This window comes from Arthrobacter echini (assembly GCF_004803505.1).
In the GTDB taxonomy this organism is placed as follows: domain Bacteria; phylum Actinomycetota; class Actinomycetes; order Actinomycetales; family Micrococcaceae; genus Arthrobacter_D; species Arthrobacter_D echini.
In genome coordinates this window covers 1-23,323 of record NZ_SSWH01000002.1, presented here as the reverse complement: position 1 = coordinate 23,323, position 23,323 = coordinate 1, and the positions used below count along the sequence as shown (strand labels likewise).

General features: G+C 68.9%; 25 protein-coding genes. 20 read left to right on the top strand and 5 right to left on the bottom strand.

The features are described 5' to 3' along the window. Positions 1-8 precede the first annotated feature (8 nt). The 5 genes from E8P82_RS02545 (at position 9) to rbfA (ending at position 5,668) form a co-directional block, all read left to right on the top strand. On the top strand, positions 9-713 hold the full coding sequence (locus tag E8P82_RS02545; protein ID WP_246020907.1) for a ribosome maturation factor RimP: 705 nt from the start codon (positions 9-11) through the stop codon (positions 711-713). Further along, positions 703-1,692 carry a transcription termination factor NusA gene (gene nusA, locus E8P82_RS02540; RefSeq protein WP_136452933.1) on the top strand — a complete coding sequence of 330 codons (990 nt, stop codon included), beginning with the start codon at positions 703-705 and terminating at the stop codon, positions 1,690-1,692. Before E8P82_RS02545 ends, nusA begins: the two co-directional genes overlap by 11 nt. A gap of 42 nt (positions 1,693-1,734) precedes the next feature. Next, positions 1,735-2,133 (top strand): YlxR family protein, encoded by a 399-nt coding sequence (locus tag E8P82_RS02535; RefSeq protein WP_136452932.1) that lies wholly within the window; start codon positions 1,735-1,737, stop codon positions 2,131-2,133. Between the two features lie 124 nt (positions 2,134-2,257). Next, positions 2,258-5,137, top strand: a complete 2,880-nt coding sequence (gene infB, locus E8P82_RS02530; protein WP_136452931.1) for a translation initiation factor IF-2 — start codon at positions 2,258-2,260, stop codon at positions 5,135-5,137. Between the two features lie 102 nt (positions 5,138-5,239). Next, a complete protein-coding gene (gene rbfA / locus E8P82_RS02525; RefSeq protein ID WP_136452930.1) occupies positions 5,240-5,668 on the top strand; it encodes a 30S ribosome-binding factor RbfA in 429 nt (142 codons plus the stop codon). On the opposite strand, the gene E8P82_RS02520 is transcribed toward rbfA, so the two are convergent. After that, positions 5,665-6,864, bottom strand: coding sequence for a pyridoxal phosphate-dependent aminotransferase (locus E8P82_RS02520; RefSeq protein ID WP_211096782.1), 1,200 nt, complete (start codon positions 6,862-6,864; stop codon positions 5,665-5,667). The two genes, rbfA and E8P82_RS02520, sit on opposite strands and share 4 nt — an antisense overlap. A 93-nt stretch (positions 6,865-6,957) precedes the next feature. Between E8P82_RS02520 and truB the strand changes: the two genes are divergently transcribed. From truB to E8P82_RS02480, 8 genes are all read left to right on the top strand, one after another. Next, the gene (gene truB / locus E8P82_RS02515) at positions 6,958-7,860 is read left to right on the top strand and encodes a tRNA pseudouridine(55) synthase TruB (RefSeq protein ID WP_246020906.1); all 903 of its coding nucleotides are present in this window, start codon (positions 6,958-6,960) and stop codon (positions 7,858-7,860) included. Continuing rightward, positions 7,860-8,228, top strand: coding sequence for a hypothetical protein (locus tag E8P82_RS02510; RefSeq protein ID WP_136453207.1), 369 nt, complete (start codon positions 7,860-7,862; stop codon positions 8,226-8,228). Before truB ends, E8P82_RS02510 begins: the two co-directional genes overlap by 1 nt. Then, positions 8,225-8,692, top strand: a complete 468-nt coding sequence (locus tag E8P82_RS02505) for a hypothetical protein (protein ID WP_136452928.1) — start codon at positions 8,225-8,227, stop codon at positions 8,690-8,692. The genes E8P82_RS02510 and E8P82_RS02505 overlap by 4 nt, the downstream gene beginning before the upstream one ends. A gap of 84 nt (positions 8,693-8,776) precedes the next feature. Beyond that, positions 8,777-9,502 carry a DUF4345 domain-containing protein gene (locus tag E8P82_RS02500; protein ID WP_136452927.1) on the top strand — a complete coding sequence of 242 codons (726 nt, stop codon included), beginning with the start codon at positions 8,777-8,779 and terminating at the stop codon, positions 9,500-9,502. Between the two features lie 138 nt (positions 9,503-9,640). Then, positions 9,641-10,636, top strand: coding sequence for a bifunctional riboflavin kinase/FAD synthetase (locus E8P82_RS02495; protein ID WP_246020905.1), 996 nt, complete (start codon positions 9,641-9,643; stop codon positions 10,634-10,636). A gap of 102 nt (positions 10,637-10,738) precedes the next feature. Further along, positions 10,739-11,008, top strand: coding sequence for a 30S ribosomal protein S15 (gene rpsO / locus E8P82_RS02490; protein WP_136452925.1), 270 nt, complete (start codon positions 10,739-10,741; stop codon positions 11,006-11,008). 261 nt (positions 11,009-11,269) lie between these two features. After that, positions 11,270-13,522: a polyribonucleotide nucleotidyltransferase gene (locus E8P82_RS02485; protein WP_136452924.1), complete on the top strand. Its 2,253-nt coding sequence runs from the start codon at positions 11,270-11,272 to the stop codon at positions 13,520-13,522. Positions 13,523-13,634: 112 nt separating this feature from the next. Then, positions 13,635-15,017, top strand: coding sequence for a M16 family metallopeptidase (locus E8P82_RS02480; protein WP_136452923.1), 1,383 nt, complete (start codon positions 13,635-13,637; stop codon positions 15,015-15,017). 40 nt (positions 15,018-15,057) lie between these two features. On the opposite strand, the gene E8P82_RS02475 is transcribed toward E8P82_RS02480, so the two are convergent. Genes E8P82_RS02475 through moaA form a run of 4 tightly spaced genes read right to left on the bottom strand, consistent with a single transcriptional unit; the run spans position 15,058 to position 17,367 of the window. Beyond that, positions 15,058-15,702 (bottom strand): maleylpyruvate isomerase family mycothiol-dependent enzyme, encoded by a 645-nt coding sequence (locus tag E8P82_RS02475; protein ID WP_136452922.1) that lies wholly within the window; start codon positions 15,700-15,702, stop codon positions 15,058-15,060. Positions 15,703-15,708: 6 nt separating this feature from the next. After that, entirely contained in the window at positions 15,709-16,002 is a 294-nt protein-coding gene (locus tag E8P82_RS02470) for a DUF503 domain-containing protein (RefSeq protein ID WP_136452921.1), read from the bottom strand. A 41-nt stretch (positions 16,003-16,043) separates the two neighbouring features. After that, entirely contained in the window at positions 16,044-16,295 is a 252-nt protein-coding gene (locus E8P82_RS02465) for a MoaD/ThiS family protein (RefSeq protein ID WP_136453206.1), read from the bottom strand. 1 nt (position 16,296) lies between these two features. After that, positions 16,297-17,367 (bottom strand): GTP 3',8-cyclase MoaA, encoded by a 1,071-nt coding sequence (gene moaA, locus E8P82_RS02460; protein WP_136452920.1) that lies wholly within the window; start codon positions 17,365-17,367, stop codon positions 16,297-16,299. A gap of 240 nt (positions 17,368-17,607) precedes the next feature. Here moaA and E8P82_RS02455 point away from each other — a divergent pair, with 240 nt between their 5' ends. The 7 genes from E8P82_RS02455 (at position 17,608) to E8P82_RS02425 (ending at position 23,192) form a co-directional block, all read left to right on the top strand. Beyond that, positions 17,608-19,155: a molybdopterin-dependent oxidoreductase gene (locus E8P82_RS02455; RefSeq protein WP_136452919.1), complete on the top strand. Its 1,548-nt coding sequence runs from the start codon at positions 17,608-17,610 to the stop codon at positions 19,153-19,155. A 62-nt stretch (positions 19,156-19,217) separates the two neighbouring features. Next, complete coding sequence (locus tag E8P82_RS02450) at positions 19,218-20,507, top strand: molybdopterin molybdotransferase MoeA (protein WP_136452918.1); 1,290 nt, start codon at positions 19,218-19,220, stop codon at positions 20,505-20,507. A gap of 25 nt (positions 20,508-20,532) precedes the next feature. Beyond that, on the top strand, positions 20,533-21,024 hold the full coding sequence (gene moaC / locus E8P82_RS02445) for a cyclic pyranopterin monophosphate synthase MoaC (RefSeq protein ID WP_136452917.1): 492 nt from the start codon (positions 20,533-20,535) through the stop codon (positions 21,022-21,024). Beyond that, the gene (locus tag E8P82_RS02440; RefSeq protein WP_136452916.1) at positions 21,021-21,506 is read left to right on the top strand and encodes a MogA/MoaB family molybdenum cofactor biosynthesis protein; all 486 of its coding nucleotides are present in this window, start codon (positions 21,021-21,023) and stop codon (positions 21,504-21,506) included. Before moaC ends, E8P82_RS02440 begins: the two co-directional genes overlap by 4 nt. Then, a complete protein-coding gene (locus E8P82_RS02435; protein WP_136452915.1) occupies positions 21,493-21,924 on the top strand; it encodes a molybdenum cofactor biosynthesis protein MoaE in 432 nt (143 codons plus the stop codon). Before E8P82_RS02440 ends, E8P82_RS02435 begins: the two co-directional genes overlap by 14 nt. A gap of 15 nt (positions 21,925-21,939) precedes the next feature. Continuing rightward, positions 21,940-22,710 carry a 4-hydroxy-tetrahydrodipicolinate reductase gene (dapB, locus tag E8P82_RS02430; protein WP_136452914.1) on the top strand — a complete coding sequence of 257 codons (771 nt, stop codon included), beginning with the start codon at positions 21,940-21,942 and terminating at the stop codon, positions 22,708-22,710. Continuing rightward, entirely contained in the window at positions 22,707-23,192 is a 486-nt protein-coding gene (locus E8P82_RS02425) for a hypothetical protein (RefSeq protein ID WP_136452913.1), read from the top strand. Before dapB ends, E8P82_RS02425 begins: the two co-directional genes overlap by 4 nt. The last annotated feature ends 131 nt before the right edge of the window (positions 23,193-23,323 follow it).

Here is a 23,323-nt window from a genome sequence, read left to right as displayed (position 1 = left end):
GCCCGGGAATGTCGGTACTCTTGGAGGACAACATCATCGAGTGGGAGGCAGCCATGGCAGTCCGGTCCGGGAACGAACACCAGGCTTCGCTCCGCAGATCCACCCTCGAAGCCGAACTCCGGGCCGAAGCAGAGCGGTTGCGCACCAGGTTGCAGCCCGTCGTCGACCAGCACCACCTCTATCTCGAGGATGTGGACATCAAGCAGGCCGGTTCCCACCGCACCGTCCACGTGGTGGTCGACCTGCCCGAGGATGCCACGGGAAGCATGGGGCTCGATGTGATCTCTGCCATCTCCACCGATCTCTCCGTGGTGATGGACGAGGATCCGGAGAACGACGACCGCCCGTACAGCCTGGAGATCTCTTCTCCCGGTGTTTCCCGCCCCCTCACCGAGCCTCGGCACTGGCGCCGGAACGTGGGGCGAATGATCGAGGTGAAGCAGGTCGGCGGGGACGTTGTCCTCGGCCGCCTGGAGAACGTCACCGACGCCGGAGTGCGGCTCCTCCCGCAGCTGCCGGTCAGGAAGGGCACGAAGCCGAAGCAGGGCGAGCCGCTCACCCTCGATTTCAGCAGGATCAGCAAGGGGGTCGTCCAGGTCGAGTTCGCGCACGCCCAGGACGAGCAGCACGACCACCACGATGACGCCGACGGGACGGACCCGGAGAACGCCGGAGACGGACACCGCGGTCAAGGAGACCCACATGGACATTGACATGAGCGCACTGCGATCCCTCGAGCGCGAGCGGGAGATCCCGCTGGACCGGCTGATCCCCACGATCGAGCAGGCCCTGCTCATCGCCTACCACCGCACACCGGGAGCACACGAGAAAGCGCGCGCGGAGCTCGACCGCAGGAACGGGCACGTCGTCATCTGGGCTGTCGAGACCGACGAGAACGGCGAGAGCGTGGGTGAGTTCGACGACACGCCCAGCGGCTTCGGCCGGATCGCCTCGAGCACCGCGCGGCAGGTCATCCTGCAGCGACTGCGCGACGCCGAGGACGAGAACATCCTGGGGGAGTTCCGCGGCAAGGAAGGCGAGATCGTCGCCGGGATGATCCAGCAGGGCAACAATCCCCACATGGTGCAGGTCAATCTGGGCACGGTGGAGGCCGTCCTGCCGCCACCGGAGCAGGTGCCCGGGGAGAAGTACCTGCACGGGACGCGGTTGCGGGCCTTCGTCGTCGACGTGCACCGCGGACTGAAGGGTCCGTCCATCACGCTCTCCCGCTCCCACCCCGGGCTCGTCCGGAAGCTCTTCGAACTCGAGGTGCCGGAGATCGCCGACGGGACCGTGGAGATCGTCGCCCTCGCCCGTGAGGCCGGGCATCGCACCAAGATGGCGGTGCGGGCCACCATCCCGGGCGTCAACGCCAAAGGTGCGTGCATCGGTGAGATGGGTGGCCGGGTCCGCGCCGTCATGAGTGAGCTGAACGACGAGAAGATCGACATCGTCGACTACAACGACGACGCCGCGGCGTTCATCGCCAGTGCCCTGTCGCCGTCGAGGGTCAACTCGGTGACCATCACGGACGAGGCGACGAGGTCGGCGCGCGTCGTCGTTCCCGACTACCAGCTCTCGCTGGCCATCGGCAAGGAGGGGCAGAATGCGCGGCTGGCCGCGAAGCTGACCGGCTGGCGGATCGACATCGTCTCCGACGCCGCGAAGCCCGCACAGGAAGCCAGGGCCTGACGCGTGCCGCCGGGTCGGTGACCAGAGCGCGCAAGGGGTAGAATGAAAGGGACTGATGTCGCGTCACGCCCGGAAGATCCCGGGCACCACCGGAGCACCCATCCGCTACGCACGTGCGTAGGGTGCCGTCGGCGGGACCGCCGGTCACACGTGATTCGGGTCGTTGCACGTCCGGTCGGCGAACTGAGCGTCGCCGTGATCGACGAGCGGCGCCGACTGTCCGGACGGGGTGCATGGCTGCATCCCGACCCGGCGTGCCTGGACCTGGCCGTCAGACGGAGAGCTTTCAACAGAGCCTTCCGCAGGCCGGTGGACACTGCGCAGTTCGCAGTGGACTTCCGGGCATATCTGGAGCGTCGACACGCACGCTCCGACTCACCACCGTCCTCCCTGGAAGCGGGTCATTACCCTCATGGAAATTCGATGAGCACCCAGCGATGAGTGCGCAACGATGATCAATCCGTTGCGCTCTGCATTCGAGGCGCCGATCGCTCTGCCGATCGGTCGCAGCAGCAGGAAATAGATGGTTCGTGCCTGACTCGGTGCGGACCGAGACAGGAGAAATGTGGCCAAGGTCCGCGTACACGAACTCGCGAAAGAGCTCGGTATAACCTCGAAAGACGCAGTTGCGAAACTGCAGGAACTGGGCGAATTCGTCCGTTCCGCCTCATCCACCATCGAGGCCCCCGTCGTGAAGAAGCTTCGCGGCGCATTCCCCGACGCCGTGGCGAAGGCATCCACGGCATCCCCGGTCCGCCAGGCGGCCCCGGCGCCGTCGGGACCCAAGCCCGGTGCAACGAAGCCCGCCCCGGAGGCACCCGTCCCGGCACCGGCAGCACCAACCGCACCGTCCACACCGGAGGCGCCCCCGACGCCGGCCCCGGTGCGGCCCTCGCCCTTCTCGAGCGAGGCACCGGCAGCTGAGGCTCCCGCCCAGGATGCTCCTGCGCCCGCCCAGCAGACCGAGCAGGGTTCGGACAACCGGCCCGGGCCTCGTCCGGCCACGCCTCCGGCAGCACCCTCGGCAGGCACCACTCGTCCTTCGGGCGCACGCCCGGGGGCTCCGCGTCCGGGGAACAATCCCTTCGCTCCGTCCCAGGGCATGGGGTCCCGTCGCGGCGACACCGATCGCGGCGCCGACCGGGGATCCGAGCGTCCGCCACGTCCGGGGAACAATCCCTTCGCTCCGTCCCAGGGCATGCCCCGCCCGGGCCGCCGAGACGACGCCCAGCAGCGTCCTGCGGCCGGCGCGGGTGGACCCCGTCCCGCAGCAGGCGCGGGTGGTCCGCGTCCCGCAGCACCGAGGCCCGGCGCACCACGCCCCGGAACCCCGGGATCGCGACCCACTCCCGGCATGATGCCCAATCGCACCGAGCGCCCGGCAGCACCGGGCCGTGGAGCACCGGGTGCAGGAGCCGGCCCACGGCGCGGACCAGGCGGGGCTCCGAACAGTCCGAGCGGCGCACCGGCCGGTGGCGGCTTCGGCAAGGGCGGCCGCGGACGCGGCGGTACCGCCGGCGCCTTCGGCAAGGGTGGAGCCGGTCGTGGCAAGCAGCGCAAGTCGAAGCGGGCGAAGCGGCAGGAACTGGAGCAGATGTCGGCTCCGTCGCTGGGCGGCGTGAGCGTACCCCGCGGGGACGGCAACTCGACCGTACGGTTGCGCCGTGGCTCGTCGATCACCGATTTCGCCGACAAGATCGAGGCGAACCCGGCTGCGCTGGTGACGGTGCTGTTCCACCTCGGTGAGATGGCCACGGCTACCCAGTCGCTGGACGAGGACACGTTCGAGGTCCTCGGCACCGAACTCGGGTACAAGATCCAGGTGGTCTCGCCCGAGGACGAGGAGCGTGAACTGCTGAGCAGCTTCGACATCGATTTCGATGCCGAGCTCGACGCCGAGGGTGACGAGCAGCTCGAGGCACGTCCGCCCGTCGTGACCGTCATGGGCCACGTGGACCACGGTAAGACACGACTGCTCGACGCCGTGCGGAACACCAAGGTCGTCGAGGGCGAGCACGGAGGCATCACCCAGCACATCGGTGCCTACCAGATCCAGCACGTCCACGAGGACACCACGCGCGCCATCACCTTCATCGACACCCCGGGCCACGAGGCGTTCACGGCCATGCGTGCCCGTGGTGCGAAGGTGACCGACATCGCGGTGCTCGTGGTGGCTGCCGACGACGGCGTGATGCCGCAGACCGTCGAGGCGCTCAACCACGCGCAGGCGGCGAACGTGCCGATCGTCGTCGCCGTCAACAAGATGGACAAGGAGGGCGCGAACCCGGACAAGGTCAAGGGCCAGCTCACCGAGTACGGTCTGGTTCCCGAGGAGTACGGCGGCGACACGATGTTCGTGCACGTCTCCGCGCTGCAGGGAATGGGGATCGACGAGCTCCTCGAAGCGGTCCTGCTGACAGCCGATGCAGCCCTGGACATGCGGGCGAATCCGAACAAGGACGCCCGCGGCATCGCGATCGAGGCCAACCTCGACCGCGGTCGGGGAGCCGTTGCCACCGTGCTGGTGCAGTCGGGAACGCTGAACGTCGGGGACACGATCGTCGCCGGTACGGCTCACGGCCGGGTGCGTGCCATGTTCGACGAGAACGGCGACACCGTCACGACGGCGGAGCCCTCGCGTCCGGTCCAGGTGCTCGGTCTGTCCAACGTGCCACGCGCAGGGGATACGTTCTTCGTGACGGATGACGAGCGCACTGCCCGTCAGATCGCGGAGAAGCGCGAGGCGGCGGACCGCAATGCGGCCCTCGCGAAGCGCCGCAAGCGCATCAGCCTCGAGGACTTCGACCAGGCGGTCGCCGACGGCAAGGTCGACACGCTCAATCTCATCCTCAAGGGTGACGTCTCGGGTGCCGTCGAGGCGCTCGAGGACTCGCTGCTCAAGATCGACGTGGGAGAGGGCGTGCAGCTGCGCGTCATCCACCGCGGGGTCGGAGCGATCACGCAGAACGACGTCAACCTGGCCACCGTGGACAATGCGATCATCATCGGTTTCAACGTGAAGCCGGCCGAGCGCGTGGCGGACCTCGCCGACCGCGAGGGCGTGGACATGCGCTTCTACTCGGTCATCTACGCGGCGATCGACGATATCGAACTGGCGCTCAAGGGCATGCTCAAGCCGGAGTACGAGGAGGTGCAGCTCGGTACCGCAGAGGTACGCGAGGTGTTCCGTTCCTCGAAGGTCGGGAACATCGCCGGGTCGATCGTTCGATCCGGTGTGATCCGGCGGAACACGAGGGCTCGGGTGCTGCGCGACGGCAAGGTCGTCGGGGACAACCTCTCCGTGGACTCGCTCAAGCGCTTCAAGGACGACGTCACCGAGGTCCGCACGGACTTCGAGTGCGGTATCGGCCTGGGCTCGTTCAACGACGTCAAGGAAGGCGACACCATCGAGACCTTCGAGATGCGGGAGAAGCCCCGCGTCTAGTGTCCCGATGAGAACAGGCGCCCCGGATCCTCGGGGCGCCTGTTCCCGTTCGACAGCCCGAACCCCTCCCAGGGGTTCCCCGCCTCAGGAGGAGTACGAGTAATGGCAGATCCGGCTCGCGCCGCGCGACTCGCGCAGCGCATCAAAGTCATCGTCGCCGAAGCACTGCGACGTCGTGTGAAGGATCCGCGGCTCGAAGCCGTGACCATCACCGATGCCCGCGTGACCAACGATCTTCAGCACGCAACGCTCTACTACACGGTTCTCGGCGATTCCGCCGAGCAGCAGGCCACCCGGGTGGCGCTCGAATCGGCGCGCGGTGTGCTTCGCTCCGAGGTCGGCAGGAACATCACGGCCCGCCTGACGCCGACCCTCGAGTTCGTTCCCGACGAGGTGCCGGTCAATGCCAGTCACCTCGAGGAGCTCCTGAAGAAGGCGCGGGAGCGTGATGCGGAAGTGGCCGAGATCGCCCAGGACGCGAACTTCGCCGGCGACGCCGACCCGTACCGCAGCGCTGACGAGGAGCGTTAGCGCGACACCGGGTTCACGGCTCGCCCCGGCGCAGCGGGCAACCGCGAGAGTCCCTCGACGAGTTCGTCGGTGTCGCCGCACAGCGCGATCCGCACCCAGCCCTCGCCCATGGCGCCGAAAGCGGTGCCGGGTGCGAGGGCGACGCCGCGCTCGGCGAGGAAGTTCCTCGTCCAGGCGCGGACGTCGCCGCCGGTGGCATGGGAGAGATCGGCCCAGAGGTAGAACGCCCCCTTCGCGTCGAGGTAGTCGATACCCTGCGCGTCGAGGACCGCCGTCGCCGCGTCCCGGTTGAGGCGGTAGTGGGCGAGCGCCGTGGAGACGTAGTCCTGGGGTCCGCGCAGGGCAGCCAGTCCCGCGTACTGCGAGGTCGCCGAGACACAGGACACCGAGGCTTCCATGACGTTGTCCAGGAGGGCTTCCATCCCCGGGGGCGTGATGAGGGCACCGATCCGCAGACCCGTCAGCCCGTAGGTCTTGGACAGCGTCAGGGATGTGATGACCCGCGCAGCAGCTGCTCCCTGGACTGCTTCGGGACCGCCGGCGTCGAACCGGGCGGGGCTGACGTGCGGGACGTCGTAGGTGAACGCCTCGTAGCACTCGTCGGAGATGATCCACAGGTCCTGCTCATGGGCGAAGCGGACGAGGTCCCGGGTGAGGTCGTGATCGAACACCGAGCCGAGGGGATTCGAGGGTGAATTGAGCATCAGCACCCTGGTCCGCGCGGTGACGAGCCGGCGCAGGTCCTCGATACGGGGCTGGAAGCCGTGCTGCGGCGCCAGCGGGTAGGGCACGGGCACCCCGCCCAGCAGCCCGACCGTCATGGCGAAGGTGGGGTACCCGGGATCCGGGATGAGTACCTCGTCGCCCGGGGCGATGAGCGTGCTCAGCGCCAGATGCAGCCCCTGCTGCGCGCCCGCGACCACATAGGCTCGGTGGGGGTCCGCCGCGACACCCGACAGCTGCGAGAAGCGCTGGGCGAACGCGGCCCTCACCTCCGCGATCCCGGCATTGGGCGTGTAGTTCGTGTCGTCCCGTTCGAGAGCGGCCATACCAGCCTCGAGCACGTGGGGCGCCACAGGGAAGGCTGGCTCACCGATGCTCAGGACGATCGCGCCGGGTACGGCCCAGGCGGCCTGCGTGATCTCGCGGATCTGGTTGACGGGAACATTGGCCACATGCGCAGGAGTGGAGGGCATAGCCGAGATGCTATCGCGGCCGGGCCTCCTCCACCCGTCGACGGGGATGATGCGGCGCAGGGAACGAGGGCCGCGGACCATATACTGGGAGGCGTGAATTCCGGGCAGGTCCACTCTGGGCTGATCATCGTGGACAAGCCGCAGGGCTGGACCAGCCATGACGTGGTCGGTCGCCTGCGCCGCCTGGCCGGCACCCGGAAGGTGGGGCACGCGGGCACGCTCGATCCCATGGCGACGGGTGTGCTGGTGATCGGCATCAACCGCGCGACCCGCCTGCTGACGTACATCGTCGGTACGTCCAAGACCTATACCGCCACGATCCGACTGGGACAGTCCACCGTCACGGACGACGCCGAGGGCGAGGTCACCGGCGGCAGCATCGCCGCTGCCGTGACCGAGGAGGACATCGCCGCCGGAGTCGCCGCCCTGACGGGCGAGATCCAGCAGGTGCCGAGCAGCGTCAGCGCCATCAAGGTCAAGGGGGAGAGGTCCTACGCGCGCGTCCGCTCGGGTCAGGAGGTCGACCTCCCCCCGCGTCCCGTGACGGTGCACCGCTTCGAGGTCCATGCGATCCACCGCGTCAACAACGGACGGCTCCAGGACATCGAGGTCACCGTCGAGTGCAGCGCGGGCACCTATGTCCGTGCCCTGGCACGCGATCTCGGTGCCTCACTGGGCGTGGGCGGACACCTGACAGCCCTGCGTCGCACGCAGGTGGGTCCGTACTCCATCGAGCAGGCCCGCACACTCGACCAGCTCGCGGAGTCGCTGGACGTCCTCGCGCTCGACGACGCCGGACGGGCGCTGTTCCCCGTGCGGGAGCTCTCCAGCGCGGAGGCGGACGACGTCTCCCACGGACGCAGGATCCGACCCGGCGAGGACCAGGGCCACGTGGCGGCCTTCGCTCCCGACGGCACGCTCGTGGCCCTGCTGGAGAATCGTGCCGATACCGCACGAAGCGTCCTGGTCTTCGCTCCCGGTGGGGGCCAGGCGTGATCGATCCGTTCTTCGTCGTCGGCGTCCTCGTCTGCGCCATGGCCGCGGTCCTCTGCCTCGGAGCCGCACTGCTGCGCCAGCCCCCCAACGACGTCACGATCCTGTCGACGGCCGCGGTGGAGCTGTTCCTGCTGGCCTACGCCGTCGGCGCCGTCGTGCGACAGGTGACCGGCGAACCCGTCCTCGGGGAGGCGTGGGAATTCTGGGGCTATCTGCTGACGGCCCTCCTGGTACCTGTCGCAGCGTTCTGGTGGGCCATTCTCGACAAGAGCCGCTGGAGCAACATCGTGCTCGCTGCCGCGGGGATCACGGTGTTCGTCATGCTCTTCCGGATGGAGCAGATCTGGGCGGGGGAGGCTGGTCTATGAGTGGCGGACGAGGCGGACCGGCGGACCGGGCAGGAGCAGTGCCGGCCGGTTCCGACGGGCAACGATCGACCCGCGCGAGAGGTCCTGGGCGGCTGCTGATCGCCGTCTACGGGATCTTCGCCCTCGCAACCACTGCGCGGGCGGGCTTCCAGATCGCGACCAAGTTCACCGAGGCACCGCTGGCCTACCTGCTGTCGGCCGTCGCTGCGCTCGTGTACATCGTGGCCACGATCTCCCTCGCCCGTCCCGGAGTCCGCGCCTACCGGGTGTCCTTCGCCGCCGTGACCCTCGAACTCGTGGGCGTCATCACGGTCGGGGTCCTGAGCATCTTCGACGCCCGGGCCTTCCCCAGTGAGACGGTCTGGTCCGCGTTCGGCCGCGGGTACGGTTTCGTGCCCCTGGTCCTGCCCGTCCTGGGCCTGATCTGGCTGCGCCGGAACAGACCGGAGCGGACTGTACCGTGAAGACCTGGTCAGGGCCTTCAGCGCTGCACGGGCGCGTGAGAGTATGACGCTAGAACACCGACCATCCGGCACCTTTGGAGCGACATGACCAGTACCAGCCCCGAGAACGACGATCCCGCCACCCCCCGCCGACCGGCGAGCCAGGAGACGGGCGGCAGCGCGGGTGCGTCCGTTCCCTCGCGGCCCCTGCCACCCGAACCCGAGCGGCCCGGCCCGGCCCAGGGTTCCCCGGTGGTCACCGGCTCCGGCGGTCCGGCTCGTGGTACGACGACGGGCAAGGTCACCGTGCAGCGCGTGAGCGGATCCGCGGGCAGCGACAGGGGAAGAAGCAGCGACCGAGGCAAGGGCAGTACGGAAAAAGGCGGTGACAAGGCCAAGGGCAGTGACAAGGGTAATGACTGGAGCGTCTTCCGCACCGTCGTCATCCTGGTCGGGCTCGTCCTCGCGGCATTCGGCGCCTATTACCTGATCCTCGGTTCCGACGGTCTGCCGGATACGGAAGTCGCCGTGGTGAACCCCACGCTCGAGAGCCAGTTCCGCTTCTTCTCGGCCATGATGATCGGCGTCGGTGCTGCCTTCATCACCATCGCCGTGAAGTTCCAGTGGGCCAACATGCTCTGGCTCGTCTGCCTGATGGTGTTCATCGGCGGCATCGGCCGCGTACTCTCCTGGGCGTTCTCCGGTACCCCGCACTACACCATGATCATCCTGATGGTCGTGGAACTGGCCTTCCCGCCGGCCCTGCTCGTGTGGCACAAATACATCGCCAAGACCAGTGACCTGCGCCGGGAGTTCGCCGAGCGCGACTGACCGATCCGTGGCAGGTGCGCAGATCGGCGCTGCGGTGCCTCGACGTCCAGGTTTCGGCCATACTTGGAAGCGGCGATGCACCCGTCGGCTCGTTCCCCGGGCACGACCGGTCGGAAGGCCATATCCAGAAGGAGCTGTGTGTATTACTGGAGAGACCTGGACGACGTGCCCGAGGACTTCGGGCCGTCCGTCCTGACCCTCGGTAACTTCGATGGTGTGCACCGGGGGCACCAGCGGGTCCTGCAGCAGGTTCTCGAGGCAGCACGGGAGCGGTCAGCGGCCGCCGTCGTCGTCTCCTTCGATCCGCACCCCGCGCAGGTGCATCGTCCCGAGTCCGCGCCGGAGCTGATCATGGGGCTGGAGGACCGGGTCGAGATGCTCGCCGCCACCGGGATCGACGCGCTGCTCATGATGCGGTACACGCTGGAGTTCGCCGCGAGTTCGCCGGAGGACTTCGTGGAGCGGGTCTTCGTGCGCGCGCTCAAGGCCAGGGCCGTCGTCGTGGGCCATGATGTCCGCTTCGGTCGGGGCAACAGCGGGGACCTGGAGACGATGCGTGAGCTCGGTGCGACACTCGGTTTCGAGGTGATCGCGATCGACGACTTCGGGGCGAGCTACCCCCTGCATTCCACGGCCACGGACGGCGACAGGCGCTGCTCCTCCACCTGGGTCCGGGAGGCCCTGGAGCGCGGCGACGTCGAGACCGCCGGACGTGTCCTCGGGCGCGAGCACAGGATGCGCGGGGAGGTGGTGCACGGCGCGGCACGGGGACGGGAGCTCGGCTACCCCACCGCGAATCTCGCGCCGTCCTCCGACGGATTCATCCCCGCGGACGGCATCTACGCCGGCTGGCTCATCGACGAGTCCGGTGTCCGCTGGCCCGCTGCCGTCTCCGTCGGTTCCAACCCGACCTTCGACGGCGTCACGCGCCAGGTCGAGGCCCACGTCATCAATCGTCCGCCCGAGCGGGTCCAGGACTTCGACCTCTACGGACAGTGCGTCGTCGTCGAGTTCCTGCACCGGCTGCGCGGCCAGGTGGCCTACCGGGGACCCGAGGCCCTGATCGAGCAGATGAAGCTCGATGTGGATCAGGCGCGTTCCCTGCTTTCGACAGAGCAGCGGGCCAGCGGCTAGACTCGTCGAGGATCCGGCTGCAGTCCGTGGTGGCTGGATCCTTCTGTGCGGTCCTCATGCACTGCGCAGCACATGCTCACGGTACAACTCCAGGAGTTATTCATGGCCCTCGACGCCGCCATCAAGCAGGACATCATCAAGCAGTACGCGCTCGCCGAAGGTGACACAGGCTCACCCGAGGTGCAGATCGCGATGCTCTCCCGTCGCATCCTCGACCTCACCGAGCATCTGAAGATGCACAAGCACGACCACCACACGCGTCGTGGCCTGCTCCTTCTGGTAGGTCGCCGCCGTCGTCTGCTGGACTACCTGCGCGACACCGACATCACGCGGTACCGTACGCTCATCGAGCGCCTCGGTCTGCGGCGCTAGAGAGCAGCCGGAGGCGGTGTCCCCTGACGGGGAGCCGCCTTCTCTCACGTAAAGAACGGCCTGCCCGAGCAGGCCGACGACGCACAACAGGAGCCAGTCGGCACCGCGCATCCGTGGTCCTCGGTAGTGGTCTCCGGAGCCCCGCAGGAGCGGGTGCTCCGTGGATCTCGATCGAAGACCAGGTGCCGGGACGAGTCCATGAGGGACTTGTCAGATCGAGTGCCGATTGCCTCCGCTACCGCAGAAACGGAGGTGACTCTCATGGAGGGTCCCGAAATCCAGTTCGCCGAGACAGTGATCGACAACGGTCGCTTCGGAACACGCACCATCCGCTTCGAGGCCGGACGCCTCGCCCAGCAGGCCGCCGGCTCCGCCATGGTGTACATCGACGAGGACACCGCACTCCTGTCGGCCACCACGGCCGGCAAGCACCCGCGCGAAGGCTTCGACTTCTTCCCCCTGACGGTCGACGTCGAGGAGCGCATGTACGCCGCAGGGCGTATCCCGGGTTCCTTCTTCCGCCGCGAGGGCAGGCCTTCCACGGAAGCCATCCTGGCCTGCCGGCTCATGGACCGCCCGCTCCGTCCGGCGTTCGTCAAGGGCCTGCGCAACGAGGTCCAGGTCGTCGTGACCATCCTCGCCATCAACCCCGACGTGCGCTACGACGTCGTCGCCATCAACGCGGCGTCCATGTCCACGCAGCTCTCGGGTCTGCCCTTCTCCGGGCCGATCGGCGGCGTGCGCGTGGCACTCGTCTCCGACGGCAGCGGCAACGACCAGTGGATCGCCTTCCCGAAGCACTCCGAACTCGAGAACTCGGTGTTCGACATGGTGGTGGCCGGACGGATCGCCGGGGACGACGTCGCCATCATGATGGTCGAGGCCGAAGCGACCGACAACTCGTGGAATCTCATCAAGGAGGACGGCGCGACGGCTCCCACCGAGGAGATCGTGGCCGACGGCCTCGAGGCGGCCAAGCCCTTCATCCGGGCCCTCTGCGAGGCCCAGTCGGATCTGGCGAGCCGCGCCGCGAAGCCGGTCATGGAGTTCCCGGTGTTCCTCGACTACCAGGACGACGCGTACGCCGCGATCGAGTCCGCCGGCGCCGAGAAGCTCGCCCAGGTGTTCCAGATCGCGGACAAGCAGGAGCGCGAGCTCGCCTCCGATGCCCTGAAGTCCGAGCTCATGGAGCGCCTGGCAGGCCAGTTCGAGGGACGTGAGAAGGAGCTCTCCGCAGCGTTCCGCTCGCTGACCAAGGCCGTCGTCCGCCAGCGCATCCTCAAGGACCAGGTCCGGATCGACGGCCGTGGGCTGAGCGACATCCGCCAGCTCACCGCGGAGGTCGAGGTCCTGCCGCGCGTGCACGGCTCGGCGATCTTCGAGCGCGGCGAGACGCAGATCCTCGGTGTCACCACGCTGAACATGCTCAAGATGGAACAGCAGATCGACTCGCTGTCGCCCGTGACGCGCAAGCGCTACATGCACAACTACAACTTCCCGCCCTACTCCACGGGTGAGACCGGCCGCGTCGGTTCGCCCAAGCGCCGCGAGATCGGCCACGGAGCGCTGGCCGAGCGCGCCCTCGTGCCCGTCCTGCCCACGCGCGAGGAGTTCCCCTACGCGATCCGCCAGGTGTCCGAGGCGCTGAGCTCCAACGGCTCGACGTCGATGGGTTCGGTCTGCGCCTCGACGCTGTCACTGCTCAACGCCGGTGTGCCGCTGCGCGCACCCGTGGCCGGGATCGCCATGGGACTCGTGTCCGACGTCGTCGACGGCCAGACACGCTACGCGGCGCTGACGGACATCCTCGGAGCCGAGGACGCCTTCGGCGACATGGACTTCAAGGTCGCCGGTACCTCCGAGTTCGTCACGGCGATCCAGCTCGACACCAAGCTCGACGGCATCCCCGCCTCGGTCCTGGCGGCGGCGCTGAAGCAGGCACGCGAGGCCCGCCTGCACATCCTCGGTGTGCTGCAGGCTGCCATCGACACGCCGGACGAGCTCTCCGAGTTCGCCCCGCGTATCATCTCGGTCAAGATCCCCGTGGACAAGATCGGTGAGGTCATCGGCCCCAAGGGCAAGATGATCAACCAGATCCAGGAGGACACCGGAGCGGACATCTCGATCGAGGACGACGGCACCGTGCTGATCGGTGCGACGAACGGCGAGTCGGCCGAGGCCGCACGCGCCGCCGTCAACGCGATCGCCAACCCGCAGGTCCCCGAGATCGGGGAGCGCTACCTGGGCACCGTGGTCAAGACCACGACGTTCGGGGCCTTCGTCTCACTCACCCCGGGCAAGGACGGTCTGCTGCACATCTCCGAGCTGCGCAAGCTCGCCGGTGGCAAGCGGGTCGACAACGTCGACGAGGTCGTCTCCGTGGGCCAGAAGGTCCAGGTGGAGATCACCAAGGTCGACGACCGCGGAAAGCTCTCCCTCTCGCCCGTCGTGGCTGATGTGGACGACGACGAGCCCGGGACCGAACTGCCCGAAGCAGTAGACGTGGAGAGCTGATCTTCTTCCGACCCCGCTCCTGCTGAGCACTTCGACGGCCCCGACGCGCACCGATTCCATCGGATCGCGCCGGGGCCGTCCGCCTTTCGTCGAACCACTCAGAAAGACCGGTATGTCCCTGTCCTCCGTCGTCTCCCTGCCCCTCCTTCCTACCCCGCGCCCCGACGGCGATGGGACCGATCCCACGTTCGTCGCGGGCGATCCCAGCGGCAACGTGGTGCGCCGCAGCGTCCTCCCCGGGGGCGTGCGGGTGCTCACCGAGGCGATGCCCGGGCAACGCTCCGCGACGATCGGCTTCTGGGTCGGTGTCGGGTCGCGTGATGAGGCCGACGGCGAACACGGCTCCACCCACTTCCTCGAGCATCTGCTGTTCAAGGGGACCGGACGCCGCAGCGCCATGGACATCGCCTCGGCCTTCGACGAGGTGGGGGGCGAGTCCAACGCCGCCACGGCCAAGGAGAACACCTGCTACTACGCCCGGGTGCTCGACACCGATCTGCCCATGGCCATCGACGTCATCGCGGACATGGTGACCTCGGCCGAGCTCGACCCGGAGGAACTCGAGCAGGAGCGCGACGTGATCCTCGAGGAGATTGCGATGGACGGCGACGATCCGGCGGACCTGGCACACGAGAAGTTCGTCGAGCTGGTCATGGGGGAGCACCCCCTCGGCCGGCCCATCGGCGGTACCCCCGAGGCCATCCAGGGGGTGCCCCGCGAGGCCGTGCTGGCGCACTACCGCCGCTACTACACTCCTGCGGAACTGGTCGTCACCGCGGCCGGGGGACTCGATCACGACATCGTCTGCGGCCTGGTGCAGGGTGCGCTGGAGGAGGCGGGGTGGGTACTCGAGGACGGCGTCGTGCCGGTGCCGCGTCGTGCGGCGCAGCCCGTCGAGGTGAGCGGAGAGACCGGCACCCATGTCATCCGCAGGGCCGTCGAGCAGTCGAACATCCTGATCGGGTGCCCGTCCCTGACCGCCACGGACGAGCGCCGCTTCGCCATGAGTGTCCTCAACGCCGTGCTCGGCGGAGGGATGTCCTCGAGACTGTTCCAGGAGATCCGCGAGAAGCGGGGCCTGGTGTACTCCACATACTCCTTCGCGGCGGCGTATGCCGATACCGGCTACTTCGGCATGTACGCGGGCTGCTCCCCGGCCAAGACCGGTCAGGTCATCGAGTTGCTCGGTGGTGAACTGGACCGGCTGGCCGCCGATGGCATCGACGGCGAGGAACTCCGCAAGGCCATCGGTCAGCTCTCCGGAGGTCTCGTCATGGCACTCGAGGACAGCAGCTCGCGGATGTCCCGCCTCGGGCGCTCCGAACTGGTGTCCGGGGAATTCGTCGACATGGACGCCTCCCTCGATCGCATTCGTGCGGTCACGGTGGAGGACGTCCGGTCCCTGGCCCGGGAGCTCGCTGCGGCGCCGCGCACCACCGTCGTCGTCGGACCGTTCGACTCTGTGGCGGACTTCGCTGAAGGATCCCAGGCGTAAGCCGGCCGGGCCCGGCGTGACGGGTCCTCGTCCAGAATCGTCAGGTGCCCTGCCTCGGCAGGAGATGGAGGACCCCGGGACCGGCGATGTCGTCCGTCCTGACCGGCCTGCCTGAGACGGCGAGGAGAAGAGCGATGGCGGGGCCGCGCACCTCCGGTCCGTCCCCGTGATCGAACCCCGTGTCGGAGGCGACCAGGTGACATCCCTGTGCGATCTCCTTGCCGCCGCCGATCTTCACGCTGGTTCGTACCTGGTGGGCGAGTGCGTGGGCGACGAGCTCCGGGGGATAGTTCCCACGGATCGTGAGGGGGCGGCGGATGTCCTCGCCGTGCACGAAGGCCTCCACCAATCGTGTGGCCAGGGCCGCCGGGGGTGTGGCGGTGTGGCTGCGTACCGCCCTGAAGGCGTCCAGTGTGTGCTCAGGACGTGGTGACTTCTCCCGCTCGATCCCGGCGGCATTGGCACGATCGAAGTCGAACCGGGCCGCCACCAGCTGACGCACGAAACCCAGGCGAGTTGTCCTGGCCGTATCGACGAGGTGGGCCAAAACGTCGTGGACGTCCCACCCGGGACATGAGGAAGCTTTGTGCCACTGGTCAGTCTCGAGCACCGCGAGGTCATCGATCAGGGCCCGGCGCTCGTCATGGACCGCATTCCAGATCTCGGCTCTCGATGTCCTTGCCATGGCGTACTAGTCCTCGCTGCTGATGATGCGTGGACGGGAACTGAGCAGTTCCACCTCCGGGCGTGCCGCGACATAGCGTTCCACGCGGTCCAGGACGTCCACCACGTGCTGCCGGTCCGCTCCCACGAGCCCCGCCCCGACGACGGCTCGACGGTGCAGCTCCTGGTGGTCCACCTCGGCGGCGGAGACCTCGAACTTCCGGTGCAGATCCGACACCAGCGGCCGCACCACCGACCGCTTGCCCTTCAGCGAGTGGACGTCACCGAGCAGGATGTCGAATTCGATGTGACCGATCCACATGACTGGTCCTCCCGTGGCGAAGAGTAGGTGTGAAGGAGCACTCAGCCTCCGGCGAACGGCGGCAGGATGTCCAGCACATCGCCCTCGTCCAGGACCGTCGCGTGATTCCTCAGGGCCACCTCGTTGAGCAGGAAACTGCTGCGGTTCAGGACCCGGCCGAGGTCGGGCAGACCGGGCCTGCCCGGTCGGCTCCGGAGCTCATCGAGGACGGCCGCCAGTTCGCGACCGGCGGGCAGACGTTCCTCGTCGACGCCGGAGGCGGCCCGTGCCGCACCGAAATACCGCACCAGCACCTCAGCCACCGATGGCACTCATCGATCGGTCGGGCTGCACGAAATCGGCCGCGCCGAGACCCGTGTGGTCCATACCGTGGGCCTTCGGCTTCAGCCACATGGCATCGCGCCAGCGCTCGGCCACGGCGTCGTCGTCCGCGTCGGAGCGCAGCAGATCCCGCAGATCCGTCTCCTCGCGGGAGAACAGGCAGCTCATGATCCTGCCCTCGGCCGTGACCCGGGTGCGGCGGCAGTCCGCGCAGAAGGGCTCCGTGACCGAGGCGATGATGCCGATCGTGCCGAGGACGACGTCGGGCGCCTCCTTCGAGCGGACCTCCCACCGTTCGGCGGGGGCGCCGTCGCGTGTACGGGGATCGGGGGTGAGGACGAAGCGGGTCTCGACGAGGGCGCGCATCTCGGCGGCCGTGACCATGCCCTCCTTCGTCCACCCGTGATCGGCGTCGAGGGGCATCTGCTCGATGAAGCGCAGCTCGAAGCCGCGCGCCACGGCCCATTCGACGAGATCGGGCGCCTCGTGGTCGTTGATGCCGCGCATGAGCACGGCGTTGATCTTGATCAGTCCCAGGCCCGCCGCGGCAGCAGCCTCGATTCCCCTCAGGACCCGGTCGAGGAAGGGCCTGCGGGTGAGCTGCGCGAAGGTCTCGGGGTGCAGCGAGTCCATGGACACGTTGATGCGCGAGAGCCCCGCCTCCTTGAGCTGCGCGGCGCGGCGCTCCAGGCCCAGGGCATTGGTGGTCATGGAGATGGGCAGCACGGGGTGGTTCGCGCGGATGTCGCGGATGATGTCCAGCAGATCCGCCCGGACCAGCGGCTCGCCCCCGGTGAGCCGAAGCTCCCGGATGCCCAGCAGATCCACGCCGATGCGGACCAGCCGCACGATCTCGGCGCGCGAGAGGACGGCGTCCTTCTGCAGCCAGTTCAGACCCTCGGCGGGCATGCAGTAGGTGCAGCGGAGATTGCATTTGTCGGTCAGGGACAGGCGCATGTCGGTGGCCTGCCGGCCGTGGGTGTCCAGCAGGCCCGACGCCGCGGTCCTGCCGGCGACACTCGGCATTCCCAGGTGTGTTCCCATGCTTCGAGCCTACGCCCTTTCTCTCGGGGAGGACTGTCCCGGGGAGGACGTACCCGCCAAGGAGCGGGCGGAGGTCTGGACAGAGGTGTGTGGCACGGACCACGGAACGCACGGACGGCCGCGCTCGTGTAACGGGCAGACCGTTCCCGCAGCCATGGACCATCGGGAAGGATCCGGCAGGGCGTCGTCTCCAGGGGGGCGGACGGAAGCGAACTGAACAGGGGCGATACGTGACGAACAATGCGGCATAACACGTGGGCGGCGGTCTCCGGGGCTCTCGCGGTGGGCCTGGGCGTGATCGGCGGGGAACTGACCGCCGCGGCGCTGAGTCCGTCGGTGTCACCGGTCAGCGCCGTCGGCTCCTCCGTGATCGATGTCCTGCCGTCCGCGGTGAAGGACTGGGCCGTCGAGTGGTTCGGGACAGCGGACAAGACCGTGTTCCTTCTCACCATCGCTGTCCTGATTCTCGTGCTGGCCCTCGCGGCGGGTGTGCTCGAGCGCCGCAGGAGCCCTGCGGGGCGGGCGGTGATCCTGGGCTTCGGTGTACTCGGTGCGATCGCCGTCGCGTCCCGCCCGCAGGCCACGCTCGTGTCCTACGCGGCGCCGGTCGTCGCCGCCCTCGTGGCGATCCTCGTGCTCAGGGCGCTCATCCGGTCGCTGGGTGCGTGGACGCTACGGTCCGAAAGCGACGCAGGGGAGTTCGCGCCTGCCCGACGGCGTTTCCTGCAGGGAGCCGTCGGTGCCGCGGTGATCGCCGCGGCAACCGGAGCAGCAGCCACCGTCGTGCGGTCCGGGCAGTCGACCGTGACGCAGCAGCGCTCGGCCATCACGCTCCCGACGCCGGAGGACACCACGCCGCCGGCCGAGGGCTCCTTCGTGCCGGACGGCGCCGAGCTCGACGCCGAAGGCATCAGCGATCTCGTGACATCCAACGAGGACTTCTACCGCATCGACACCGCGCTGGTGGTGCCCGTGGTCGACGCCGCGAAGTGGTCGCTGAAGGTCACGGGGCTGGTGGACCGCGAGGTCGAGATCACCTACGCCGAGCTGCTCGAGCTGCCCCTGATCGAACGGCACATCACGCTCGCGTGCGTGTCCAACACGGTGGGCGGGGACCTGACGGGTACCGCGCGGTGGCTGGGCTGGCCGGTCCGCGAGCTCCTGGCCCGCGCCGGCGTCCAGGACGGGGCGGACATGGTGCTCTCGCGCAGCGTGGACGGCTTCACGGCCGGGACGCCCGTCGAGGCACTCACGGATGATCGTGACGCCCTGCTGGCCATCGGGATGAACGGCGAGCCGCTGCCCGTGGAGCACGGGTTCCCCGTCCGGTTGGTGGTCCCGGGTCTGTACGGGTACGTGTCGGCGACCAAATGGGTCAGTGAGCTGGAGGTGACGCGCTTCGCCGACGCCTCGGCCTACTGGTCCACGCGCGGCTGGTCGACGCGCGGACCGGTCAAGACGTCGTCGCGCATCGACGTGCCCCGCCGGAATCGCGAGGTTCCGGCGGGCGACGTCGTGATCGCCGGTGTCGCCTGGGCGCAGCACACCGGCATCGAGCGCGTGGAAGTGAGGGCGGACGGCGGCCCCTGGCAGCAGGCCACCCTCGCCGAGGCAATCTCCGCGGACACCTGGGTCCAGTACAGCGCAACGCTGCAGCTGGAGGCGGGCTCCCACACGGTGCAGTCGCGGGCGAAGGACCGGGACGGAGTTCTCCAGTCGGCGGCCGACGTCGCGCCTGCGCCCGACGGGTCCGAGGGTCTGCACACGGTATCGTTCACGGTGACCTAGACCGCCCCGCGATCACTGCGGGGGATATCACTGCGCGGGATGCACATGTACGAGAGGCAGCGATGAGACGAACCATCGCCGAGCACGGGGCAGCCGTCGCCGGGCTGCTGCGGTGGAGCAGCGGCTACCCGGACGACGCACCGGAGGTCCTGCCGCTGATCGCTGCCCTCGGCCGGGCCCTGGCCGAGGACGTCCACGCCCCGGTGAGCCTGCCTCCCTTCGACAACTCCCAGATGGACGGTTACGCGGTCCACTCCGCGGATCTCGCGGAGCCGAGCTCTCTGAGGGTGACGGCGGCGATCGCCGCGGGCTCGGTGCCGCCGGCACTCGAGATCGGAACGGCCGCTCCGATCATGACCGGTGCCATGCTGCCCGACGGCGCGGGCGCCGTCGTGCCCATCGAGCGGGCAGTACCGGCCCAGTTCCACCCCGCGGCCGAGGTCGCCGGCGGTCAGGCGCAGGTGCAGCTCCCCGGCGGCATCCCGCCCGCTCAGTTCGTACGGCGGGCCGGCAGCGACATCGCGGCGGGGCAGATCGCGCTGGAGTCGGGAACGCTCCTCGGGCCGGCACAGCTGGGGCTGCTCGCCGCCTGCGGCGTCGGCGAGGTTCCCGTGCGACCGCGGTTCCGCGTCCTGCTGCTGTCGACCGGGGACGAGGTCGCCGCACCGGGCGGAACCCTCGCCCCGGGCACGATCTACGACGCCAACACCACGCTGCTCGAGGCGGCGCTGCTCGAGGCAGGCGCGGAGGTCACGCGCCACGGGTTGCTCGGCGATGATCCCGCGGTCCTGCGGGACGCCTTCGCCGCGATCAGCGCGGGCAGCACCCACCTGGTGCTCAGCACCGGCGGGATCAGCCAGGGAGCCTACGAGGTGGTCAAGCAGGCACTGGCCGACAGCAGCGTCGAGTTCTCCTCCGTCGCCATGCAACCGGGAGGTCCGCAGGCGCACGGAACCATCTCGGGCATCCCGTTCCTCGGCTTCCCGGGCAATCCGGTCAGCGCCATCGTCTCCTTCGAGATGTTCCTGCGTCCGGCGCTGCACCAGCTGACCGGGATCCCCGCACCGCGTCCGGTGCTGGAGGCCGTGCTCACCGGCGGAGTCGAGAGCGTGGAGAACAAGCACCAGCTCCGGCGCGGCCTGTACCGCGACGGCAGGGTCGCCGTCGTGGGGGGCCCGGACTCACACCTCCTCCACGCCCTCGCGCAGTCGAACTGCCTCATGCACCTGCCCGAGGGTGTGGCTGCGCTGCAGGAGGGGGACCGCGTCGAGATCACCCTGACCGGTCCCGTGCCGGTCGATCCCTTCGCCGTCGTCGACGTCCTGCTCACCGAGAGCCTGGACAACTCATGAGCGCTGCCCACCCGAACCCGCAGGAATGGACCCCATGACCGACTCCTCCTCCGACGCGCTGTCCCACGTCCGGGCCGACGGCACCGCCCACATGGTGGACGTCTCCGGGAAGCAGGCCACCACCCGGGAGGCCGTCGCCGAAGCGGTTCTCGAGACCACGCCCGACGTCGTCGCCCTCATCACGGACGGGCAGCTGCCCAAGGGCGACGCCCTCGCCGTCGCCCGGGTGGCCGGCATCATGGCCGCCAAGCAGACGTCCACGCTGATCCCGCTGTGCCACCCGCTGCCCCTGGCACGGGTCACCGTGGACTTCGAGCCCGAGGCGGGCAGCGTCCGCGTCGTCGTCCTCGTGAAGACCACGGCGCTCACCGGCGTCGAGATGGAAGCGCTGACGGGGGCATCGGTGGCGGCGCTGACGCTCTACGACATGATCAAAGCGGTGGACAAGCGGGCCGTGATCACGGGCATGCGGGTCGTCTCCAAATCAGGCGGCAAGAGTGGAGACTGGACGGTATGACGACTCTTCGACGTGCAGCCGTGATCATTGCCTCGACGCGAGCGGCGTCGGGCGCCTACCAGGACGAGTGCGGCCCGATCATCGCGGACTGGCTGTACGAGCGCGATTTCGCGGTCGCGACCGCCGTGGTGGTTCCCGACGGCGAACCCGTGGGAGCGGCGATCGGTGCCGCACTCGAGGATCGGCCCTCGGTGCTGATCACCAGTGGCGGAACGGGGCTCAGTCCCGACGACGCCACCCCGGAGATGACGGCGCCCTACCTGACCCGTTCCCTGCCCGGTGTCATGGAGTCGATGCGCGGGCAGGGCGCAGCAAAGATTCTCACGGCCGTCCTGAGCCGGGGTCTGGCCGGGACCGCCGGATCGACCTTCGTGGTCAATCTGCCGGGTTCGCCGGGAGGGGTACGCGACGGGCTCGCCGTGCTCTCACCCCTCATCGACCACATCTGCTCCCAGCTGGAGGGCCACAATGATCACCGGTGACGTCGTCCACGCTGCCGTCGCAGCAACTGCCATCACCCCCGAGGAGGCGCACGCGGGCGTGGATGCACCGCACTGCGGGGCCATCGTCGGGTTCAGCGGCGTGGTGCGGGATCACGACGGCGGACGCGCGGTGACGTCGCTGAGCTACTCGGCGCACCCGAGCGCGGAACGCATCATCCGCGAGGTCGCCGAGGAGATCGCCGCACGGCACGACGGGATCCGCATCTGGGTGGCACACCGCGTGGGACCGCTGGAGATCGGCGAGCAGGCCCTGGTGGCCGCGGTGGGTGCGGCACACCGGGGGGAGGCCTTCCGTGCCTGCTCGGATCTCGTCGACCTGGTCAAGGAGCGCGTGCCCATCTGGAAGGAGCAGTTCTTCACCGACGGCACCGTCGAGTGGGTGGGTGTCGGAGCCTGACAGTACGCTGGGGACATGAGCGAACTTCTGCCCGTGGCAGTGCTGGGAGCGCGCGGACGCATGGGTGCGGAGGCTGTCGCGGCCGTGCGGGAGGCGCCTGATCTCGAACTCGTCGCAGCCCTCGGCAGCAGCGATCCGCTCGATTCCCTGGTCGCGGCCGGTGCGCGTGTCGTCGTGGATCTCACGGTCCCGGAGGCCACGTACGACAACGTGGTGTTCGCCGTCCGGCACCGCATGCACGCCGTCGTCGGTACCACGGGGTGGACGCCGGAGCGACTCGGGAAGCTCGGCACGGTTCTCGCCGGCGCACCGGCAACGGGGGTGCTGATCGCGCCGAACTTCGCGCTGGGCTCCGTGCTCGCCACCGCGTTCGCCGCGACCGCGGCGCGCTACTTCGAATCCGTCGAGATCATCGAGCTGCACCACCCCGACAAGATCGACGCGCCGTCCGGGACCGCGGTGCGCACCGCGCAGCTCATCGCGACAGCCCGGGAGGCCGCAGGAGTACCGGCCGCACCGGATGCCACGCGGGATGCGCCCGACGGCGCGCGCGGAGCCGGTATCGACGGCGTCCCGGTGCATTCGGTGCGGCTGCGCGGTCTCACGGCGCACCAGGAGGTGCTGTTCGGCAGTCCCGGTGAGCAGCTCAGTCTCCGCCACGATTCCTTCGACCGCGCCTCCTTCATGCCCGGCGTGCTGCTCGGCATCCGTTCCGTGGCGCAGCATCCCGGCCTCACCGTCGGACTGGACGGCTACCTGGACCTGCAGGCCGGCACCTCGTCGTGAGGGCCGTGGAGTTCTTCCGGGAGCACAGGGTCAAGATCGGTGTCCTGCTCGTCACGGCGCTGCTCGTCTTCTGGCTCGTGATCGCGTTCCAGCGCAGCATCCTGCTCCTCGGCGATCCCGAACCCGTCGCCAAGGCGATCGGCGCGGGCTATCTCCTGCTGCCGTGCATCGGCGCGTGGGCCCTGATCCGCGAACTGCTCTTCGGCGCGCAGACGCAGCGCATGGCGCGGCAGCTCGAGAGCGAGGGCGGCCTGCCCGTCGACGATCTGCCGAGGACGCCGTCGGGCCGGATCGTCCGCTCCGCCGCGGACGAGGCGTTCCCCGCCTACCAGGCCGAGGTGGAGGCCGACCCGGAGAGCTGGCGCGGCAGGTTCAGGCTGTCGCTGGCCTACGACATGGCGGGGGACCGCAAGCGCGCCCGGCAGGCGATGCGCGACGCCGGGAAGCTGTACCGGCAGCACGGGGTCGGGATGGCGCCCTGACGGACGGCTAGCGGCAATGCCGTGTAGTTAGGCGGTGGGTGGGGTTGTCAAGGACTTGGGTCGGGGAGGATGTTGATGCTGATGGTGGTCTGGTAGGTGGGGCCGCGGAGCCGGTTCTTGCCGGTGTTGGG

Bases quoted from the DNA above. Each gene is read 5' to 3' on its own strand.
- E8P82_RS02485 (WP_136452924.1), top strand. From the start codon at position 11,270: ATGGAGGGTCCCGAAATCCAGTTCGCCGAGACAGTGATCGACAACGGT.
- E8P82_RS02470 (WP_136452921.1), bottom strand. From the start codon at position 16,002: ATGTGGATCGGTCACATCGAATTCGACATCCTGCTCGGTGACGTCCAC.
- dapB (WP_136452914.1), top strand. From the start codon at position 21,940: ATGAGCGAACTTCTGCCCGTGGCAGTGCTGGGAGCGCGCGGACGCATG.
- moaA (WP_136452920.1), bottom strand. From the start codon at position 17,367: ATGGGAACACACCTGGGAATGCCGAGTGTCGCCGGCAGGACCGCGGCG.
- E8P82_RS02505 (WP_136452928.1), top strand. From the start codon at position 8,225: ATGAGTGGCGGACGAGGCGGACCGGCGGACCGGGCAGGAGCAGTGCCG.
- E8P82_RS02545 (WP_246020907.1), top strand. From the start codon at position 9: ATGTCGGTACTCTTGGAGGACAACATCATCGAGTGGGAGGCAGCCATG.
- E8P82_RS02440 (WP_136452916.1), top strand. From the start codon at position 21,021: ATGACGACTCTTCGACGTGCAGCCGTGATCATTGCCTCGACGCGAGCG.
- E8P82_RS02455 (WP_136452919.1), top strand. From the start codon at position 17,608: ATGCGGCATAACACGTGGGCGGCGGTCTCCGGGGCTCTCGCGGTGGGC.
- E8P82_RS02535 (WP_136452932.1), top strand. From the start codon at position 1,735: ATGAAAGGGACTGATGTCGCGTCACGCCCGGAAGATCCCGGGCACCAC.
- E8P82_RS02500 (WP_136452927.1), top strand. From the start codon at position 8,777: ATGACCAGTACCAGCCCCGAGAACGACGATCCCGCCACCCCCCGCCGA.
- E8P82_RS02450 (WP_136452918.1), top strand. From the start codon at position 19,218: ATGAGACGAACCATCGCCGAGCACGGGGCAGCCGTCGCCGGGCTGCTG.
- rpsO (WP_136452925.1), top strand. From the start codon at position 10,739: ATGGCCCTCGACGCCGCCATCAAGCAGGACATCATCAAGCAGTACGCG.
- rbfA (WP_136452930.1), top strand. From the start codon at position 5,240: ATGGCAGATCCGGCTCGCGCCGCGCGACTCGCGCAGCGCATCAAAGTC.
- E8P82_RS02475 (WP_136452922.1), bottom strand. From the start codon at position 15,702: ATGGCAAGGACATCGAGAGCCGAGATCTGGAATGCGGTCCATGACGAG.
- nusA (WP_136452933.1), top strand. From the start codon at position 703: ATGGACATTGACATGAGCGCACTGCGATCCCTCGAGCGCGAGCGGGAG.
- E8P82_RS02520 (WP_211096782.1), bottom strand. From the start codon at position 6,864: ATGCCCTCCACTCCTGCGCATGTGGCCAATGTTCCCGTCAACCAGATC.
- E8P82_RS02435 (WP_136452915.1), top strand. From the start codon at position 21,493: ATGATCACCGGTGACGTCGTCCACGCTGCCGTCGCAGCAACTGCCATC.
- moaC (WP_136452917.1), top strand. From the start codon at position 20,533: ATGGACCCCATGACCGACTCCTCCTCCGACGCGCTGTCCCACGTCCGG.
- E8P82_RS02480 (WP_136452923.1), top strand. From the start codon at position 13,635: ATGTCCCTGTCCTCCGTCGTCTCCCTGCCCCTCCTTCCTACCCCGCGC.